An 18,348-nucleotide genomic window follows, 5' to 3' on the forward strand; every position below is an offset into this window, starting at 1 on the left:
CGCACTCACCGCGACGCGTGCGCTCGAACTCTTCGACGCCCAGCTCGCCAGCCGCCACCTCGACCTCGTGGCGCGGCGGTTGCGCGCCGAGGGACGTGGCTTCTACACGATCGGTTCCGCCGGGCACGAGGGCAACGCGGCGGTCTCCGCCGCACTGAGGATCACGGATCCTGCTCTGCTGCACTACCGTTCGGGCGGATTCTTCGTCGAACGCGCGAACCGCGCGGCTGGCCGCGACCCGGTGCGCGACGTTCTTCTCGGCGTGGTCGCCGCCGCGCAGGACCCGGCGTCCGGCGGACGGCACAAGGTGTTCGGCAGGCACGACCTCGCGGTGATTCCGCAGACCTCCACCATCGCCTCGCACCTGCCCCGCGCGGTCGGGGTGGCCTTCGCGATCGAACGGGCCCGCCGGGTCGGCGCCCCGTCGGGCTGGCCGGACGACGCGGTCGTGGTGTGCAGCTTCGGGGACGCGTCGGCGAACCATTCGACAGCTGTCGGCGCGATCAACGCGGCAACGAACCTGGCCTACCGCCGGCTGCCGCTCCCGGTGCTGTTCGTGTGCGAGGACAACGGCATCGGCATCAGCGTCCCCACCGCCCCGGGCTGGATCGGCGCCGCCTACTCCGGCAGGGTGGGCCTGGAGTACTTCACCGCCGACGGATGCGATCTCGTCGACGCCCACGACACCGCAACGCGGGCAGTCGAGTTCGTGCGCAGGCAGCGGCGCCCCGCGTTCCTGCACCTGCGCACCGTCCGGCTGATGGGGCACGCCGGGTCGGACGTCGAGTCCGCGTACCGTTCACGCACCGACCTCGCCGCCGACCTGGAGCGGGACCCGCTCGTCGGGAGTGCCCGCTTGCTGGTGTCTGCGGGCGTCCTGACTCCCGACGACGTCCTCGCCCGGTACCGGGCGGTCGGTGCGCGGATCGACGACGAAGCCCGCGCCGTGCTCGCCGAGTTACCGCTGGCCACTCGAGCCGAGGTGATGCGTCCTCTGGCGGGGCCGTCCTCGGTCGTCGTCGCCGGGCACGTGCGGCACGTGGCCGAGAAGTACTCGCTCGCACACGATCCCGACGAACCACTGACGGTGGCGCGGGCCGTCAACGCCGCGCTCGCGGAGGCACTCGACACCGACCCGACGACCCTCGTGTTCGGTGAGGACGTCGGCCGCAAGGGCGGTGTGTACGGCGTGACTCGTGGCCTGGCCGATCGATTCGGCACGGCGCGGGTGTTCGACACCCTTCTCGACGAACAGGCGATCCTCGGTCTCGCCGCCGGCGCCGGACTCTCCGGGCTGCTGCCGATCCCGGAGATCCAGTACCTCGCCTACCTGCACAACGCGGAGGATCAGATTCGCGGCGAGGCAGCGACGTTGGGGTTCTTCTCCGCGGGCCAGTACCGGAACCCGATGGTGGTGCGGATCGCCGGGTACGGCTACCAGGAGGGGTTCGGTGGACACTTCCACAACGACGACGCCGTCGCCGTCCTCCGGGACGTCCCGGGGATCGTGGTCGCCTCCCCGGCGCTGCCCGACGACGCAGCCGCGATGCTGCGCACCTGCGTCGCCGCTGCCCGGACCTCGGGGACGGTGTGTGTTTTCCTCGAGCCGATCGCCCGCTACCACACGCGAGACCTGCACGAGCCCGGAGACGGACGGTGGCTTGCTCCGTATCCTGCTGCAGGCGAGCATGTTCCGATCGGCCGCGGACGGGTCCACCGTGACGGCCACGACCTGACGATCGTCACCTTCGGGAACGGCCTGTACCTGAGCCTGCGGGCGGCGAAGACACTGATGGAGAGAGGGATCCACGTCCGCGTCCTCGATCTGCGGTGGCTGGCCCCGCTCCCGGTCGACGACCTGCTGCGTGAGGCGAACGCCACCGGGCGGGTGCTGGTCGCAGACGAGACCCGCGCCTCGGGTGGGGTGTCCGAGGGAGTGCTCGCGGCGCTGGTCGACGCCGGCTTCACCGGCCCGATGGCCCGCGTCACCAGTGCCGACAGCTACGTCCCGCTCGGGGACGCGGCCAGACTCGTTCTCCTGTCCCAGAGAGAGATCGAGCACGCCGCTGTCGCCCTGGTCGGGCGGTGACCCGGGACGAACCGAATCACGGTGCGACGTTCGTCGAGTTGCCCGCACACGCGACAGGGTGGCGCATCAGCGATGCGCCACCCTGCGCGCTTCGCGGCGGGAACGCGCACGAGGAGAGCCCGTGAATCCTCCTGCTAGACGTGGAATGAGTGGAACTTGAGGTAGCTGCCGGCGTCGATGCGGTGCTGGGTGCCGGTGACGTAGCGAGATTCGTCGGAGGCGAGGTAGACGACGGCGTTGCTGATGTCGACCGGGTCGACCCACGGGATCGGCATCGCCTGCTGGGTGTGGAAGGCGTCGCGGGCGTCCTCGAGGGTGGGCTTCTCGAGATCGGGACGGAAGATCTGGTACATCGCATCGCTCTGGAGCATGGCGGTGTCGACGTTGGTCGGATGGATGACGTTGGCGCGGATCATGCGGGGCGCGAGGACACGGGCCAGTTCGTGCATGTACTGGGAGATCAGGATCTTGGCGACGGTGTAGCCGGCGCCGCCCGGATCGGCACCGGGGTTCTCGACCTGCTCGTTGGGCATCATCGCTGCTGCGGAGCCGGTGGCGATGATGGAGGCGCCGGCCTTCAGGTGCGGGATGGCGGCGTGGATCGCGTTCTGGGCGCCCATCAGGTTGACGCCGATGACGTCGAGCCAGCCCTGCATCTCGGAATCGCCGAGCATGGGGCAGATGCCTGCGTTGGCGACGACGATGTCGAGTCGACCGAACGCTTCGAGCCCCTGCGCGAGTGCGTCGTCGAGCTGCGGCTTCTCACGGACGTCCGCCTCGACGGCGACGATGCGCCTGCCGTGGGACTCGACGAGCCGCGCGGTCTCCTTGAGGTCCTCGGGTCGCGCGAGTGCATAGGTGTTCGAAGCGATGTCGCGACACAGGTCGACCGCGATGATGTCGGCGCCCTCCTCCGCGAGGCGCACCGCGTGGCTGCGTCCCTGGCCGCGGGCCGCGCCGGTGACGAATGCGACCTTGCCTTCAACTCTTCCCATGGTGGTTCCCTTCTCGGATTGCGTTGGTGCTCGGATTGTCTGGGTGTGCTACTGCTGTGCGGGGCGGGCGATGGTCTTCACTTCGAGTAGGTCTTCGAGGCCCTCGACGCCCCACTCGCGGCCGATGCCGCTCTGCTTGTAGCCGCCGAAGGGGGCGGTCTGGTGGTTCCACATCTGGTCGTTGATCTGAATCGAGCTGGCGCGCATGCCGTTGGCGACGCGGGTGGCGTGGTCGAGGTCGGCGCTCCAGACGCCGCCTGCGAGGCCGTAGATGGTGTTGTTGGAGATGGCGACGGCCTCGTCGTCGGTGTCGTACGGCAGGATGCTCAGGAGCGGGCCGAAGATCTCCTCTTGCGGGACGGGGGACAGGGAGTCGATGTCGGTGACAACGGTGGGCTCGACCCAGTAGCCCTTGTCGAAGCGGTCGCTCGCCTTTCCGCCGAGGACGACCCGGCCGTCGCGTGCGGCGATGTCGTAGTAGCGCAGAACAGAGTCGTACTGGCGCTTGTTCGCCAGGGGGCCCATGTAGTTGTTGATGTCGGTAGGGTCGCCCCACGGGATCTGGCCCATGGTGCCGACGGCGACGGCGACGGCCTCGTCCAGCCGGGTACGGGGGACGAGCAGGCGCGAGTAGATGCCGCAGCCCTGCCCGGCGTGGCTCATGGTGGTGCCCGCGATGAACGGGATCGCGGTGAGGAAGTCGGCGTCGTCGAGGAGGATCGCCGACGACTTGCCGCCGAGTTCGAGGGTGAGACGTTTGACGGTCGGTGCGGCGGCGGCCATGATGCGGCGCCCGGTGGCTGTCGATCCGGTGAAGGTCACCGCGTCGACGGCGGGATGCGTGGTGAGCAGGCCGGCCACGTCGTTGTCGTCGGTGGAGACGATGTTGACCACACCGGCGGGAATGTCGGTGTGTTCGAGGATGAGTCGGCCGACCTCGAGGGTGCTCCACGGGGTGTCGGGCGCCGGCTTGAGGACGACGGTGTTGCCTGCGGCGAGGGCGGGAGCGAGTTTGCCGAGCGCGAGGAAAAGGGGGTAGTTCCACGGGGTGATCGCGGCGACGACGCCGACCGCTTCGCGGCGGACGACGCGGTGCGCGCCTTCGTCTCCTGCGATCGGAGTGATGATCCGTTCGAACTCGTAGGTGTCGAGCAGGTTGATGAAGTGGCTCATCATCTCGATGCAGCCGTCGACGGCGACGTCGTGGGTCAGGGCCACCGGCATGCCGCCCTCGGCGACCACGATGGGACGCAGTTCCTCGGCGTGCTTTCGGAGGGCGGACTGCAGCTGGTCCAGGCACCTTCGGCGCAACTCGATGTCGGTGGACCACGCGGTTGTGTCGAACGCGCGGCGTGCGGCGAGGATCGCCCGTTCCGCGTCCGCCGCCCCGGCCCTCGGCGCCGTACCGATGACCTCCTCGTTCGCCGGGTTGACGTTGTCGTACACCTGCCCGTCCGCCGCGGCGACCAGATCACCGTCGATCAGCATGCGGTACTCGGAATTGCTCATGTGGACCACTCTCTTGTGATGCCGTTGCGGCGTTGTCGTTGCTGAGGGAGCATCGGCCGACGTCAGGCCGTCGAATCCCGGAGAAGGTAAGCGAGGACGGTACTTTCGAACTCGTCCTTGCGTTCGATCATCGCCCAGTGCCCGCAGTGGGGGAACACGTGCAGCTCGCACCTCGGGATCAGTCGCATGGGAAGGAGCGAACTGTCGAGGGGCGTGACCCGATCGTCACGCCCGAACGTCACGAGGGTGGGTGCCTGAATCTTCGTGAGCGTGGTGACCATGGTTGCCACCGTGGCGCCGTCGCGGTTGCGCATCGCCTCCAGCGTCCCGGCGTTGAACAGCTTCCGGACGTCTTCGAGTGCCGCGGGTTCGGATGCTGTCCGCCAACGGCTTTCGACGAACTCGTCGGTCAGGATCGCGGTGTCGTGCACCATCGACTCCATCCACGCCACGAGCCGGTCCCGCGTCGGATCCTCGACGAACTGGACGAGGAGCTTGATTCCCTCCGGCGGTGACGGGTTGTACAGGGACATCCCTATTCCGCCGATGGTGACCAGCCGGGAGACGCGATCGGGGTGGTGTGCGGCGAGGTTCGCAGCGACGTTGCCGCCCATGGAGTTTCCCACCACCGGCACCGAGCCGAGGCCCAGTCCGTCGAGGAAGTCGACCACCGCGGGCAGGGCGGCGAGCATCGGATTCTGCTCGCACGAGTAGCTCTTGCCGAAACCGGGGAAGTCCAGGACGAGAGTGCGGAAGTGCTGGGCGAAGACGGGCAGGTTGCCCTGGTAGTTGCTCCACCCGCTGACACCGGGCCCCGACCCGTGGAGGAGGAGAAGCGGCGGACCGTCGCCCGCCTCGTGGTAGTGGAGGTCGCCCTTCGGTGTGGTCAGGGACCGGCTGGTGCCGTCGTGGGTGAGGCTCTGCACCGTGGCGGTCACCGGGCGACCCCTTCCCTGGCGACCCAGCCGTGGTCGTGCCAATAGGTCTCCAGTTCGGTGACCGGCCTCGGCCACGTCTCGATGTACGTGACCCCCTCGTCGCCCGCCGTCATGGTGTACGCGGTGCCTGCGCGACTGACGAAGACCTGGCCGGCACCCACCGTCACGGTCTCCGGCTCGTCGCCGTCGTAGGTCTCGATGTGGTACTCGCCGGCGAGCACGAAGAGCATCTCGTCGACGTTGTGGTGATGACGTGGGACGGTGAATCCGGGAGTCACGCGGAGTGGGTTCCGGTTGAAGCGCGGCATGTCGATCGGCTTGGTCGTGACGAACATGTTGCCCTCGAAGGTCGCACGGAAGTCGACCGGCGCGTCCGCGAGCAGTCCACCGTCGACCCAGAAGTAGCTGGGACTGGACTGCTGATCGAGATTCATTGGCACCCAGTCGAAATCATCGAGCAGGTCCCCGAATATGAGCGTCATTGCGCCAGTGTAGGGACGCTTTTCGGGGTGTGTCGCACGCCGATTCCGGTCGGTGGGATGGGCGACGCTCGCGCCAGACCCCATCCCGTTGGGTGGAAACGGGACGAGGACGATCGTGCGCCGCCATCGCACAATCGAATGGTGGCAACCGAATTCATAGAGCTACTGTCCGAGGACGGCTGGCGGGACCTGACCGTCGACCAGTCGTTCCCCGCCTACCTGTGGGCCGAGGGCGGTCTCCTGGCCGACGCGCCGGTCGACATGGCGAAGACATTCGACGGGAACATGTGGGTTGCGGCGAAGGTCGACAGCGCGTTCAACCTGAACGGCTTGCGCTGTGCGCCCGGCTTCTCCGTGCCCCGGCATCACCACAACCTGGACGAGCTGATCGTCGTGTTCGCGGGTGAGTTCCACGTGTCGTGGGGCCCGAACGGCGAGGACGGCAGCCGGACGGTGGGTCCGGGCGAGTTCTGGATCAGCAAGGCGGGCACGCCGTATCTGATGACGGCAGGCCCCGACGGGGTCACGTACATCGAGACGTGGCCCGAGCCCATGGCGACGCTCGAAACGTACTGGCACGACGCCGGGTGGGTTCCGCGCTGACGGAGCCGCTCCGGTGCGGGCCGGGGCTGTCAGGCGTGGCCCGGGTGTTGCCGGGACGAGATCGCGTTGGTGATCGCGCTCGCCGTGGTCAGGACCGCGGTCGCCGCCGCGTCTCCGCGCATCCGGCCTGCGATCGCTGTCACCGACACCGCCGCGACCACGTTCTGCCCCTGGAGGATCGGGGCCGCCACGCACACCACGTCGGCGCGGTACTCGGATCGGTCGATCGCGATTCCGGACGAGCGGATCCTGTGGAGTTCGACGAGGAGTGTTCCTCGATCGGTGATGGTGTTGCCCGTCCTCCTGGGCATGGGTGCACTCAACACCGACTGTTCGAGGTGGTCGTCGGAGGCCGCCATCGCCTTTCCGAGGGCGGTGCAGTAGGCGGGGGTGCGTTCGCCACGCCGGACACCGTGGTGCAGCGGGCCGGCGGCGACTCGCTCGAGATGGACGACCTCGGCGCCGTCCGGCACCGAGAGCTGGACGTGCAGTCCGGTTCTCGTCGCGAGCGAGCGGAGATGAGGGCTCGCGGTGTCCTGGAGGGTGTCGGTGTCGAGGGCGAGACTTCCGAGTTCGAACATGCGCATGCCGATCCGGTATCCGCCGGGTGCGCGGCTGATCCAGCCGACCTGGCACAACTGGTCGGCGAGTCGGTGGAGCGTCGACTTGGGCAGCCCGGTGCACTCGCTGAGGTCACCGAGGCTCAGCACCTGCCGACTGCCGCTGAAGGCGTCCATGATGGAGGCGACGCGTCCGAGGACCGTGCGTTCGGATCCGGTACGCCGATCGGGTGAGGTGGCTGCCGACCCGTCGCACCCCTCGGCGAGGGTCATCGGTGGGGTGACGCACGCAACGGCTGTGTCGACGCTCATCTCAGGTTTCACCACCTCAGAATGGGTGCACTGTTTGTACGATCATCGCGGGAAACTACCAGGTGAAGCTTCCTGGTTCGCGAACTGAGTGCACTGATTTGTCTGAGTAGTGAGAATCACACCAGACGAGAGATGTGTCAAGGGGTGCCGGTCCGGAAGCTCACCAGCCGGTCCGGTCGCGGAGATGCTTCCTCATGCGAAACACGGCCAGGTCCTCGTCTCCGTCAATGACGGCATCGAGGATCGCGTCCAGCTGCTGCTGCGTGGCCGGATCGGGGGTGACGCACCGAGCGCCGGGACCAGGGTCGTCACCGTGTTCTTCCCAGAGCGCTGTCAGCAGGGAGCGCAGCAGGATCAGGACCGGGTCGTTGCCGAGCCGACCGATCCGATCGCGCAGGCACGTGCTGCAACGGCACTGCCTCCGGTTGCCGATCGGATTGTTCCCGGCGAAGTCCTCACGGCGAATTCGTGTGGAGCACATTGCCGCAGTGAGGCACCCCAGTTCGACGCCCTCCCGCACCACGCGGAGGTGGTCGGCAGTTACCCCGCGATAACCCATGTAGAGAGCGACCGTGTGAAGGCTGGACGCCGGGTCGGGGGCGAGCACGACGAGACCGCCCCGCGGGCCCCTCCGCATGTGGGCCACGTTGTAGTGCTCGAGGATGCGCACGGACTCACGGAAGATCGACCGGCTCACCCCGTAGCGGGCGACGAAGTCCGCTTCCGAGCCCAGGACCTCGCCGACCCGGCGACCCTCCGCGATGATGTCGTCGTGGATCCTCCCGGCCACGGACTCCGCCAGCTTCTTCTCGCGTGGCCGCTCGTCCGGATCCGGGTCCATCGGCCTCGTCACCGCGTGTCCACCCGGGAGGGGGTCGACGAGGCGGGTCAGCCGGTCCGCGATGCCCTCGATGTGCGTGGTCATCAGGGCCTGAGCCCGGCTCTCGTCGCCTGCCACCACGGCATCGGCGATCTGCACGTGCCGGGAGGCGGTCTCGCGACAGTCCTCGATGTCCCGTTCGGAGGCTCCGCGTGCCCGAGCCGAGTACGCGACCGTCGTACGCGTCAGGATGTCGACGTACAGCTCCAGCGCCGGGTTGCCGGACAGCCGGCCCAGGGTGACGTGGAAGTGTTCCGGGCGGCGATCCGCCTCGGCGGACGCGGTTGATCTGAGCTCTCGTATCCCGCTCTCGGTCAACGAGTCGGAGACCGCGGTGATCACCAACCTCTCGAAGATCGACCGGGCGCCCATCACCTGTGCGACGGTCGCTCCCACATACTCCAGGTAGATGACCAGTCCCCGTACCGCCGGTCTGGGGTCGGGGGTGCGGACGACGAGTCCGCCGCCGGGCCCCTGCCGCATCTGCGCCAGGCGGGAATGCTCCAGCAGGCGTACGGCTTCACGCAGCGTGGATCGGGAAACGCCGTACCGGGTGCGCAGATCCGTCTCGGAGCCGAGCACCTCACCCACGGGCCACCGCCGCGCGATGATCTCGCGTTCGAGGTGGCGGGCGACCTGGACGGCGAGCTTCTCGGATGCCACGGCTGTCGCGGCGGGGGAGTTCATGGTCGTCGAGCTCCTGCTTCTTCCGGTTCGAGCATGGGTGATCACGCATCGATGCACAACCCGGATCCCGAACGTACCCCGCCGCGTGGAAGCCCCGGAGCAGACTCTGCCCCCGACGGCACGGCCGTCGGGGGCAGAGCGCCGGTCACTGCGGCGGCGGACTGAAGCGGTGGCCCCAGAGGGCGCCCTCGGTGATCGCGTACGTGGGCACCTCGTCGGTGACCCGGAGTCCGTCCCAGCCGAACTCGAATGCATAGTTGTCCGGCGACCAGACGTAGAACGAGACCATCTGATCGTTGGTGTGCTTGCCGAGCGTGTGCATCATCGGCAGTTCCATCGCGTACGCACGATCGAGCGCGATCCCGACGTCGTCCAGCGTCTTCGCCTCGACCATGATGTGTACGGTGCGGCCCGGACCGGGCTTCGGCGCGATCCCGAAGCTGTGGTGTCGTGGGTTGCAGCCCATGAAGTAGGTCGGTCCCGCCGTGTTCCGCTCGACGAACCCGAGGATCCGGCTGTAGAAGTCGAAGGACTTCTCGACGTCCTCGGCCGTCACGATCACGTGGCCCAGACCCATGTCGCCGGTGACGAACTCGGACACCAGCGGGGTGTTGACGGGGACGTGATCGAGGATCGGACCGTAGAAGAGCTCGATCGGGTTCCCGCCCGGGTCGGCGAAGCGGACGAACCCGCTCACTCGTCTCTCGGCGCACTCGTCCGCGGATCCGGTGGCCACCTCGATGCCCTCCGCCGTGATCGCGTGGACGAGTTCGTCGAGGACCCGGCGGTTCATCACCTCGAATCCGATCGCAGTGCAGGAGGACTCGTCCGCAGGGGCGACCACCAGGCGTGCGGGGTGGTCGTCCATCCGGAAGTACAGGGAAGCGGGGTCCGCGCCGTCGACGCGCATGAAGCCGACGAACTCGTCGCCGAACCGCTTCCATGCGTCGATGTCGGACGTGGCCAGTCTGATGTAGCCGAGGGAATGCACCCCCATGGTCAACTCCAATCGGTACGGTCCGTGCGGCGCCGCGACCGGCTCGCTGCGCTGCCGCAACCCACGGTCAGTCGGTCCAGATGTAGCGGTCGGCGACCCGGTGGTGATTCCAGATCGTCATTTCCTGCTCTTCGCTCAGCCGGTGGCCGTCGAAGCTCGGCGAGTGCATGCCGACGGTGACTTCCTTCATGTTCGCGAAGTCCTGGGAGAAGACCTGCCCCATGTCCGCGTCGCGGTAGTCGTCGAAGTACTGCGGCTCGAACGCGCGCTTCTCGTCGTACTCGGCGATCGGAACCTGGTCGAGGCTGAACACCTCGAAGAGGGCCTTGTTCGGGTCGTTGTCGAGCGGGCGTGAGCGGTACCAGAACACTGACCCCTGTCCGGGCAGGATGATGCTGTTGGGGAAGACGTTCCACGCACTGCCGGCTTCGGTCCACTGTTCGGGGGAGATCACCGGCCAGTCGTAGCCCTCGGCGAGGGAGAGCTCACGGTAGAGCTGCAGGAAGTACTTCCCCGCGGTCATCCCGTCGGGAACCTCCGCGGTCTTCAGCGCCTCGGCGGCCCGCCAGCTGCGTTCGTTCTCCAGGCCGCGCATGTCCTCGTGGAGGTACTGCACGGCGTTCGCGACCGTCAGGCGTTCGTCCGACTTACCGTCGTTGCTTCGCTTCGACGGGTCCTTCCCGGCGGCCTTGTCGGCCGTCGACTTGGGTCCGAGCGCCGAGTAGTGGGCGTGCCGCTCGTAGACCGTCGTGGGGGCCCAGGGGCGCAGGTCGAGTTCGCGCAGCGACGCGATCTTGTCGTTGGTGCGATCGAGGCGGAACAGCTGCGGGTGGGTGCCCGCCACGTGGTACGCCTCCAGGAACGCGTCGAGCGCCGTCTTCCAGTTGCACGGAACGACGACTCCCTTGCCCCACCTGTACCGAAAGTTCTCGAGCTGGAAGGGTTCGAAGATGCGGGGGATCGGATCGAGGTACTCGAGAAGCGGTTTGGCCTCGGGGTCGAGGTTCACGAAGACGAAGCCGGCCCACTGCTCGACGCGCACACGGACGAGTCCGAGATCGTCATCAGAGCGGGGCACGAACTCCTCACGGTCGAGCACCAGCCGGATGGATCCGTCGAGATTCCAGCGCCACCCGTGGAAGGGACAGATGAGTGAGCCGACCCGCCCTCGGCCGCGGGCCAAGCGCGTGCCCCGATGCCTGCAGGCATTGTGGTAGGCCCGGATCTCGGTCTTGGACTCGCGCACCAACAGGATCGAGAACCGACCGATCTCGTACTCGACGAAGCAGCCGACGTCCCGCAGCTCCTCGACGCGGCACGCGATCTGCCACGTCTTCATGAACATCCGGTTCAGTTCCAGATCGAGGAACTCCGGATCCAGGAAGCGCGCCTTCGGAATGAAAGCGCGCTCCAGGCGGTACTTCTCGGGTACCTTCTCCGGCGGGACGTCGCCCTCGAACCAGATGGGCCGGTTCATCCGGAGCTCGTCCACTGCTGTCATCGCATCCACACTCCTGTATCCGGGGTTCGATCGTGCGCGTGCACTGAAGGTCAGTTCGCGTCCGGGCCGGCGATCGGGGCGCCGTCGGATCTCCGCGCGACGTGGATGCAGTTGCCCGGACATCCGTCCGCGGCGTCGATGACGTCGAGGCGGAGGCTCTCCGGGACGTTCGCGGAGGCACCCTCTTCGGTCAGCAACGGGCCGTCGGGATCGCTCTTGACGTGGGCGACCCCGGCGTCGTCGAACTCGAAGATGTCGGGTGCGTACTGGACGCACAGTCCGTCGCCGGTGCACAGGTGGTGCTCGATCCACACCCGGACTTCGTCACTCATGCGATAGGCCTTCCTCACGTCACTCGCCGCATCGAGCAGGCGCGTCGGTCGCGGCACCTCGCGACGGCGGCGAATCGACCATCCGGTCGTCGTGAAAACGACTCTCCGCCAGTGATTTCGCTATGTCCAACCGGCATTCCACCAAACGGAATCGCTGCTGCCGCCGGTCGCGGGCCGCGGCCTAGGGTGGGTTGCGGCGCCGACGACCGGCCGCGTGGACGGCTGCCCGGCGTTCTCGTTCGAAGTGTCCTTCCGGCGGTGCATCCAGCACGTCCGCCTCGTCGATTCACAACCCCAGGAGGTCGGCTCATGGCCGAGACAGTCACCACGGACATCCTCGTCGTCGGCGCGGGTCCCGTCGGGCTCTTCGGCGCGTACACGGCAGGTTTCCGTGGCCTGTCGACGGTCCTCGTCGATGCACTTCCGCAGTGCGGTGGACAGATCTCCGCGCTGTACCCGGAGAAGGAGATCCGGGACATCGCCGCGGTGCCCGGCGCGCTCGGCCGGGAGGTGGTCGCCGCTCTCAAGGCGCAGGCCGACGCGTTCGACCCCACGTACCTCCTGGGGCGAGAGGCCACGGACCTCGCCTACTCCGCGGACGGCCGTCCGGTCGTCACGCTCTCGGACGGCACTGTCGTGGTTGCGGGCGCGGTGGTTGTCACGGCGGGAATCGGAACCTTCACGCCGCGCACACTCCCGGCGGGGGAGGAGTTCCTCGACCGCGGCCTGAGCTACTTCGTGCCGGACCCCCAGGAACACGCCGGCCGTGACGTTCTCGTCGTCGGCGGCGGTGACAGTGCCGTCGACTGGGCGCTCACGCTGCGGACGATCGCCCGGTCGGTCACGGTCGTGCATCGGCGCAGTGCCTTTCGTGCCCACGCGGCGAGTGTGCGGGAGCTGCACGAGAGCGGCATCGAGATCATCACCGACGCGCAGGTCGAGACGTTGCACGGGAACGGAGTGGTGCAGGAGGCCCGGATCCGTGTCGACGGACGGGACGAGCCCCGGGTCCTGCCGGTCGACTCCGTGGTGGCGGCACTGGGCTTCATCAGCAATCTCGGTCCGTTGACGAAGTGGGGTATGGAGCTCGATCGCCGCACCATCGTCGTCGACAGCCGGATGCGGACGACGGCGGACCGGGTCTACGCGGCCGGTGACATCACCTCCTACCCCGGAAAGGTTCGTCTCATGTCGGTCGGCTTCGGCGAAGTGGCCACCGCCGTGAACAACGCGGCCGTCGCTCTGAATCCCGAACTCTCGCTCTTCCCAGGGCATTCCACCGACGCCGCCTGACCCCGGCAACACCGATGCCCCGAGGTCCTGTCCTCGGGGCATCGGTCGGCGGCCGCGCGAGTTGTCGCCCCACCGCGACCCTCGCGCGCCGCCGGCTCAGACCTCCTGGCCCGCCATGTCGAGTGCCGCGAGGTAGGAGAAGACCATCGACGACCCGACCGGTCCACCGGCACCGGGATAGATCCGACCGGTCATGGGCGCCATGGTGTTCCCCGACGCGTAGAGGCCGGGGATGACGGAGCCGTCCTCCCGTAGGACGCGGGAGTGGTCGTCGGTGCGGAGGCCGCCCTTCGTCCCGAGGTCGGACAGGACGATCTTGGCGGCGTAGAAGGGTGGCTTGCCGATCACGCCGAGGCACGGGTTGGGCCCGTCCTCGTGGGGGCCGCACATTCGGACGATCATCTGATCCCACGGGGCCTCGCCGCGACCGAAGTCCTCGTCCTTGCCGGCCAGCGCGTACTCGTTGAACTGCGCGACGCTGGCGGTCAGGGTCTCGGCCGGAACCCCGATCAGGTCGGCCAGGTCCTCGAGGGTGTCCGCCTTGTGCAGCGCGCCCGCCGCGAGGAACCGGTCGACGTCGAACCAACCCGGTGCCTGCGGGGCCACCGGCGGTGAGGTGAACGCGCGTTCGTTGTCGAACTGTCGCTGATCGAACACCCAGTGGACGGGGATGTGGGAGACGGTCGAGCTCCGATGTGCGCGAAGGATCTCGTGGCCGGACCTGTCGTACGGCAGGCGTTCGTTCATGAAGCGTTCCCCGGCGTCGTTCACCCAGATCCCGCTCCACACGGAGGTGTAGAACACCGGCCGCTCGTCCGGGATCACCAGTGCCGGCGCGAACCACGCCTCGTCGAGGAGGTCCGTCGCGGCACCGATCTCCATTCCCGCGACCAGGGCGTCGCCGGTGTTGCCGGGTGCGCCCTGGGACCATTCGTCGGTCACCTCCGGCTGATACCGCCCGCGCAGTTCTGCGTTGCGCTCGTAGCCGCCCGCCGCGAGCAGGACGCCGGCGCGGGCGCGGAGAGTGACGGTCTCACTGCCGGTTTCGGCCTCCACGCCGACGACCCGGTCACCGTCGACGACGAGGCGCGTCAGCCCGGTGTCCGTGCGGATCTCGCCGTTCCCGGTGTCGAGGAACGCCAGGAGCAGGCGAGCGATCAACGCCTGACCGCCGGTCATGACGTCGCCGGGATGCGCACCGGACCGTTCGGCCCACTGCGGCCGCCGGACCATCGGTTCGAGATCGCCGAGCGCCGAACGGTCGAGCGGTTCCGGGAAGACTGTGCGCCCGCCCGCGAGACTGCCGGGGGCGTTCTCGAAGTAGTCGGGCACGCCCTGCCAGAAGAACTGCCCGAGCCACGAATGGCTCTCGAGTTCGTCGATCATCGGCGCGCCTGCCTCGAGGAAGCGCTCACGCAGGGCCGCCGGTGCGTCGTCGCCGATGACCGCGTCGAGGTACGGCCGCGCCTGATCCGGCCCGGCATCGACGCCGGCGCGTCGCTCGGCAGCGTTGCCGGGCAGCCACAGTCCCGAGCCCGAGTACGCGGTCGTACCACCGATGAACTCGGTCTTCTCGATGACGAGAGTGCGGAGCCCTCGTGCCGCCGCGGCCAGCGCGCCGACCAGTCCGGCGCCCGACCCGACCACGATCACGTCGTACGTGTCGTCGGCCTCGTTCTTGTCCACATTCATCCCTTTCGTCGGTCACGGGGCCTCCGGCGACGATCAGTCGATCGCGTCGGAGGCGGCTTCCAGGTTCGAGAACATGCGTTCGGAGCCCTCGTCGAGTTCCATCACCTCCACGAAGTGCCCGAGCTCGGCGGACAGGTCGAGGTAGCCGAATCGCATACCTCCGCTGGCGCCGTACTGCGCCCAGGTGCGACCGCTGCGCTGGACCAGCGCGTCCACCTCGTCGAAGTCGCCCACCCGGAACCCCAGGTGGTGGAACGTGGCCGGGACGTCCGGGCGCAGCCGACTGCGGTAGAGCTCCACCGATCCGCTCACCGGACGGATGATCTCGATGTTGGTGGGGCCGGCGTTGACGAGTGCCACGTCGATCACCCACTCCGCTGCGAGCGAACCGTCGACGACGACATGCGACCCGTCGAGTCGCGGGCCGCCGGCGAGCGGGTCTGCGACGCCGGGCCCGGTTGTCGGGCGACCGAGGGACGACCGATAGTGCTTGACGCACTGGACGGTTCCGAGTGTCGACTCCAGGAAGTCCACGGCTGCGTCGAGATCCTCTGTCACATATCCCAGTTGCATGAAGTTGCGCATCAGGTCGCTCAACGACTTCACGATGAATCCTCGTCCTCTGCGGTGGGTACGACGGTGGACGGCGCAGCGACACTCGGTCGCCGGCTCCACGACGGTCCCACTGTCGTCCCGCCGAACCCGTCGGGTCCAACGCTCATGCCACCTGGCGGAATGGGATTCGGATCCGAGCGTCCCGAGTGTTGACCGGCGCGGTGGTTCCGTTCACGATGGGGGAGTGAACGCCCTGAACGCGGTACCGCGCGGGAAGCCCGATGCGGTGTCGGCCGCGACCGCCTCGGGGATCGTGCTCTCCGACCTCGCCGCGCGGTCGAGCCGGGAGGCGTTCAGTCGCTCCGACACCGAGCGTGTGGTCCACGTCCTGACCACGATGCGGCGCGCGCTGCTCCAGCTGGAGGGGATCGTTCCGGTGGACGCCGAACTCCTGGAACGGAATTCGACCGCGGGTCTGGTGATCGAGCGGGTGCTCGCGAACCTGATGGACATGGTGTTCGACGTCAACTGCCACGTGAGCGGGCGGGGAAGGACGTCGGGGAGCTTCGAGAAGTCGTGCGACGCCGCGATCGCGGCGGGCCTGATCGACCGGGAGTTGGCGGACGCGCTGCTGCCGTCCGAGGGGCCGCATCACGTGGTGATGCAACTGTCCCTGGACACCGAACCAGAACTGGTCGAAATCGTCGTTGCGCGTGCGCTGGTCGCGTTCCAGGAGTACGAGCGCCGGGCCGCCGGGTGGGTGGCACGGCCGATCGAACCGTAACCCGTTCGCCGAACCCACGGCTCGGGGTCGCGCAGCCCGGGCCCCCGATGCACTCGAAGGCCCGGACCCGCTGTCAGTCGAGGATGTCGCGAACCTGGGTCGTCTCGTGGCCGGCCAGCGTCATCGCCCGGGCCGTCTCCATGTGCTTGTGCCAGTGGGCGTAGGCGCCGTCGCCGTCGCGTTCGCGGAGCAGTTTGATCAGTTTGCGCAGCGATCGGACGAACAGGCGGTAGCGGTCCTTCGCGGCGGTGGCGTCCTTGGCGACGCGGCCTCGCGCCACGTTCGTCGTGTGCTGTTCGAAGATCTCGTGCAGCATGCCGGCGATCAGGGCCAGGGTCGCGTTCCCGGACAGCTGGACCATCCGCAGGTGGAACTGAGCGGCCGCGGGCCCGAAATCGCCCGCTGCGTAGGCGGCGGGGACCTCCTCGTCCAGCAGCCGTTCCAGTTCGTCGAAGTCCTCCTCGGTGCCGGACTCCGCGAGGATGCGAGCGGCGGCGGGCTCGATGGCCTCCCGGGCGACGAAGACGTCGGCGACGGTGGCGCCCGAGAGTTCCAGCAGGAGCGATGCGGGTCGTGCCACCACCTCGGGTCCGGGCACGCACACTCGGGCGCCGGAGCGGGAGCCACGGCGGACCTCGACGAGCCGTTCGGCCTCGAGCACACGAACGGCTTCCCGCAGCGTCGGCCGGCTGACGGCGAAGTGCTCCATGAGCTCGGCCTCGTGGGGGAGGTGATCGCCGTCCTTCAGGTCGCCGTCGACGATCATCCGGCGGAGCTTGAGAGCGACAAGTTCGGCCGTCTTCGGGGTGCGGATCGCCCGCCCCGAGAGTGGGCGCTGCTCGAAGACGGGCCTGACAGTGGCGTCCTCGGTCATGTGTCCGTACACCTTCGCTTTCAAGTGTGACTTCGAGTACTCAGTAAAGCACCCGACGGCTGTTGTTGCCTCGCTGTCCGTGAGGGCGTGTCCGGACGTCTGCAACGCGTGGGGTGCGCAGCAGGTGGTCGGAGTGCGTCACGGACGGTTCCGGGTCTCAGGATAGCGCTTCATCTACGTAGTAAACTATGTTAGCTTCGTTGGACTCATAATCCGGTCGACCGTCGGCGCGTCCCGTCTGGACGCATCCAGGAGCAGCACATGTTGAAGACACGCTTCACCGAGGAGTTCGGAGTCGAACACCCGATCGTGCAGGGCGGAATGATGTGGGTCGGACGGGCAGAGCTTGCGGCCGCGGTGTCGAACGCCGGCGGCCTCGGCATCATCACGGCACTGACCCAGCCGACCCCCGATGCTCTCGCTCGGGAGATCGAGCGGTGCCGTGAACTCACTGACAAGCCGTTCGGGGTGAACCTGACGCTGACCCTGTCCATCGACCCGCCGCCCTACGCCGAGTACCGACAGGTGATCATCGAGTCCGGGGTCACCATCGTCGAGACCGCGGGATCGGATCCCACCGTGCACGTCGAGCACCTGAAAGAGCACGGCATCAAGGTCATTCACAAGTGCACGAGTGTCCGTCACGCACTCAAGGCCGAGCGGATCGGCGTCGACGCCGTCAGCATCGACGGATTCGAATGTGCCGGGCACCCCGGGGAGGACGACGTACCGGGCCTCGTTCTCATTCCGGCCGCCGCGGACGCGCTCACCATTCCGTTCGTCGCGTCCGGGGGATTCGCGGACGGCCGTGGACTCGCGGCGGCCCTCGCGCTCGGTGCGGACGGGATCAACATGGGCACGAGGTTCATGTGTACGCAGGAGAGCCCGATCCACGAGAACATCAAGAAGCAGATCGTCGGGGCCTCGGAGCTGGACACCCAGCTGATCTTCCGTCAGCTCCGGAACACGATGCGTGCCTCCCGCAACGCCGTCAGCGAGGAGGTCGTCGACATCCTGAACAAGGGCGGCCGGTTCAAGGACGTCAAGGATCTCGTCGCCGGTAGCCGGGGACGCAAGGTGTACGAGGAGGGTGACCCCGAGTTCGGCATCTGGACGGTCGGCGTCGTCCAGGGTCTGATCCGGGACATTCCCACCGCAGGAGAGGTCGTTCGGCGCACCGCGGCCGAGGCAGAGGAGCGGCTGCGCGGTCTCGGCCCCGAGGCTGTCGACGTACCTGCGCCCGCCTCCGTGGTCTGAGGGCGGAC

The 18,348-nt window shown here is 68.0% G+C and carries 17 protein-coding genes; 5 read left to right on the forward strand and 12 right to left on the reverse strand.

The window, feature by feature from the left end:
* On the forward strand, positions 1 to 2,089 hold a 2,089-nt coding region (locus tag ACFSJG_RS10240), incomplete at its 5' end, for a thiamine pyrophosphate-dependent enzyme (RefSeq protein WP_378485092.1).
* Between the two features lie 134 nt (positions 2,090 to 2,223).
* Here ACFSJG_RS10240 and ACFSJG_RS10245 read toward each other — a convergent pair.
* The 4 genes from ACFSJG_RS10245 to ACFSJG_RS10260 all read right to left on the reverse strand — a co-directional run bounded on the left by ACFSJG_RS10245 (position 2,224) and on the right by ACFSJG_RS10260 (position 6,013).
* Positions 2,224 to 3,084, reverse strand: coding sequence for a mycofactocin-coupled SDR family oxidoreductase (locus ACFSJG_RS10245; RefSeq protein ID WP_378485093.1), 861 nt, complete (start codon positions 3,082 to 3,084; stop codon positions 2,224 to 2,226).
* Between the two features lie 48 nt (positions 3,085 to 3,132).
* A complete protein-coding gene (locus tag ACFSJG_RS10250) occupies positions 3,133 to 4,593 on the reverse strand; it encodes an aldehyde dehydrogenase family protein (protein WP_378485094.1) in 1,461 nt (486 codons plus the stop codon).
* Between the two features lie 62 nt (positions 4,594 to 4,655).
* Entirely contained in the window at positions 4,656 to 5,531 is an 876-nt protein-coding gene (locus ACFSJG_RS10255; protein ID WP_378485095.1) for an alpha/beta fold hydrolase, read from the reverse strand.
* On the reverse strand, positions 5,528 to 6,013 hold the full coding sequence (locus tag ACFSJG_RS10260) for a cupin domain-containing protein (protein WP_378485096.1): 486 nt from the start codon (positions 6,011 to 6,013) through the stop codon (positions 5,528 to 5,530). Before ACFSJG_RS10260 ends, ACFSJG_RS10255 begins: the two co-directional genes overlap by 4 nt.
* A gap of 138 nt (positions 6,014 to 6,151) precedes the next feature.
* Between ACFSJG_RS10260 and ACFSJG_RS10265 the strand changes: the two genes are divergently transcribed.
* The gene (locus ACFSJG_RS10265) at positions 6,152 to 6,616 is read left to right on the forward strand and encodes a cupin domain-containing protein (protein WP_378485097.1); all 465 of its coding nucleotides are present in this window, start codon (positions 6,152 to 6,154) and stop codon (positions 6,614 to 6,616) included.
* A gap of 29 nt (positions 6,617 to 6,645) precedes the next feature.
* On the opposite strand, the gene ACFSJG_RS10270 is transcribed toward ACFSJG_RS10265, so the two are convergent.
* The 5 genes from ACFSJG_RS10270 to ACFSJG_RS10290 all read right to left on the reverse strand — a co-directional run bounded on the left by ACFSJG_RS10270 (position 6,646) and on the right by ACFSJG_RS10290 (position 11,885).
* Positions 6,646 to 7,488: an IclR family transcriptional regulator gene (locus ACFSJG_RS10270; protein WP_378485098.1), complete on the reverse strand. Its 843-nt coding sequence runs from the start codon at positions 7,486 to 7,488 to the stop codon at positions 6,646 to 6,648.
* 160 nt (positions 7,489 to 7,648) lie between these two features.
* The gene (locus tag ACFSJG_RS10275) at positions 7,649 to 9,055 is read right to left on the reverse strand and encodes a FadR/GntR family transcriptional regulator (RefSeq protein ID WP_378485099.1); all 1,407 of its coding nucleotides are present in this window, start codon (positions 9,053 to 9,055) and stop codon (positions 7,649 to 7,651) included.
* Positions 9,056 to 9,200: 145 nt separating this feature from the next.
* Entirely contained in the window at positions 9,201 to 10,052 is an 852-nt protein-coding gene (locus ACFSJG_RS10280; protein ID WP_378485100.1) for a VOC family protein, read from the reverse strand.
* A gap of 67 nt (positions 10,053 to 10,119) precedes the next feature.
* Positions 10,120 to 11,553, reverse strand: coding sequence for an aromatic ring-hydroxylating oxygenase subunit alpha (locus ACFSJG_RS10285; protein ID WP_378485101.1), 1,434 nt, complete (start codon positions 11,551 to 11,553; stop codon positions 10,120 to 10,122).
* 50 nt (positions 11,554 to 11,603) lie between these two features.
* On the reverse strand, positions 11,604 to 11,885 hold the full coding sequence (locus ACFSJG_RS10290; RefSeq protein WP_378485102.1) for a ferredoxin: 282 nt from the start codon (positions 11,883 to 11,885) through the stop codon (positions 11,604 to 11,606).
* Positions 11,886 to 12,194: 309 nt separating this feature from the next.
* On the opposite strand from ACFSJG_RS10290, the gene ACFSJG_RS10295 reads away from it, so the two are divergent.
* The gene (locus ACFSJG_RS10295; RefSeq protein WP_378485103.1) at positions 12,195 to 13,178 is read left to right on the forward strand and encodes an NAD(P)/FAD-dependent oxidoreductase; all 984 of its coding nucleotides are present in this window, start codon (positions 12,195 to 12,197) and stop codon (positions 13,176 to 13,178) included.
* 96 nt (positions 13,179 to 13,274) lie between these two features.
* Here the strand turns inward: ACFSJG_RS10295 and ACFSJG_RS10300 are convergent, their stop codons facing one another.
* Both ACFSJG_RS10300 and ACFSJG_RS10305 read right to left on the reverse strand, forming a co-directional pair.
* Complete coding sequence (locus ACFSJG_RS10300) at positions 13,275 to 14,864, reverse strand: FAD-dependent oxidoreductase (protein WP_378485104.1); 1,590 nt, start codon at positions 14,862 to 14,864, stop codon at positions 13,275 to 13,277.
* 39 nt (positions 14,865 to 14,903) lie between these two features.
* Positions 14,904 to 15,476 carry a VOC family protein gene (locus ACFSJG_RS10305; RefSeq protein WP_378485105.1) on the reverse strand — a complete coding sequence of 191 codons (573 nt, stop codon included), beginning with the start codon at positions 15,474 to 15,476 and terminating at the stop codon, positions 14,904 to 14,906.
* Between the two features lie 193 nt (positions 15,477 to 15,669).
* Between ACFSJG_RS10305 and ACFSJG_RS10310 the strand changes: the two genes are divergently transcribed.
* On the forward strand, positions 15,670 to 16,209 hold the full coding sequence (locus tag ACFSJG_RS10310; RefSeq protein WP_378485106.1) for a hypothetical protein: 540 nt from the start codon (positions 15,670 to 15,672) through the stop codon (positions 16,207 to 16,209).
* A gap of 73 nt (positions 16,210 to 16,282) precedes the next feature.
* On the opposite strand, the gene ACFSJG_RS10315 is transcribed toward ACFSJG_RS10310, so the two are convergent.
* A complete protein-coding gene (locus ACFSJG_RS10315) occupies positions 16,283 to 17,083 on the reverse strand; it encodes a FadR/GntR family transcriptional regulator (RefSeq protein WP_378485107.1) in 801 nt (266 codons plus the stop codon).
* A 261-nt stretch (positions 17,084 to 17,344) separates the two neighbouring features.
* On the opposite strand from ACFSJG_RS10315, the gene ACFSJG_RS10320 reads away from it, so the two are divergent.
* Entirely contained in the window at positions 17,345 to 18,340 is a 996-nt protein-coding gene (locus tag ACFSJG_RS10320) for an NAD(P)H-dependent flavin oxidoreductase (protein WP_378485108.1), read from the forward strand.
* The last annotated feature ends 8 nt before the right edge of the window (positions 18,341 to 18,348 follow it).

This window comes from Rhodococcus gannanensis (assembly GCF_042681175.1).
GTDB lineage: Bacteria > Actinomycetota > Actinomycetes > Mycobacteriales > Mycobacteriaceae > Rhodococcus_G > Rhodococcus_G gannanensis.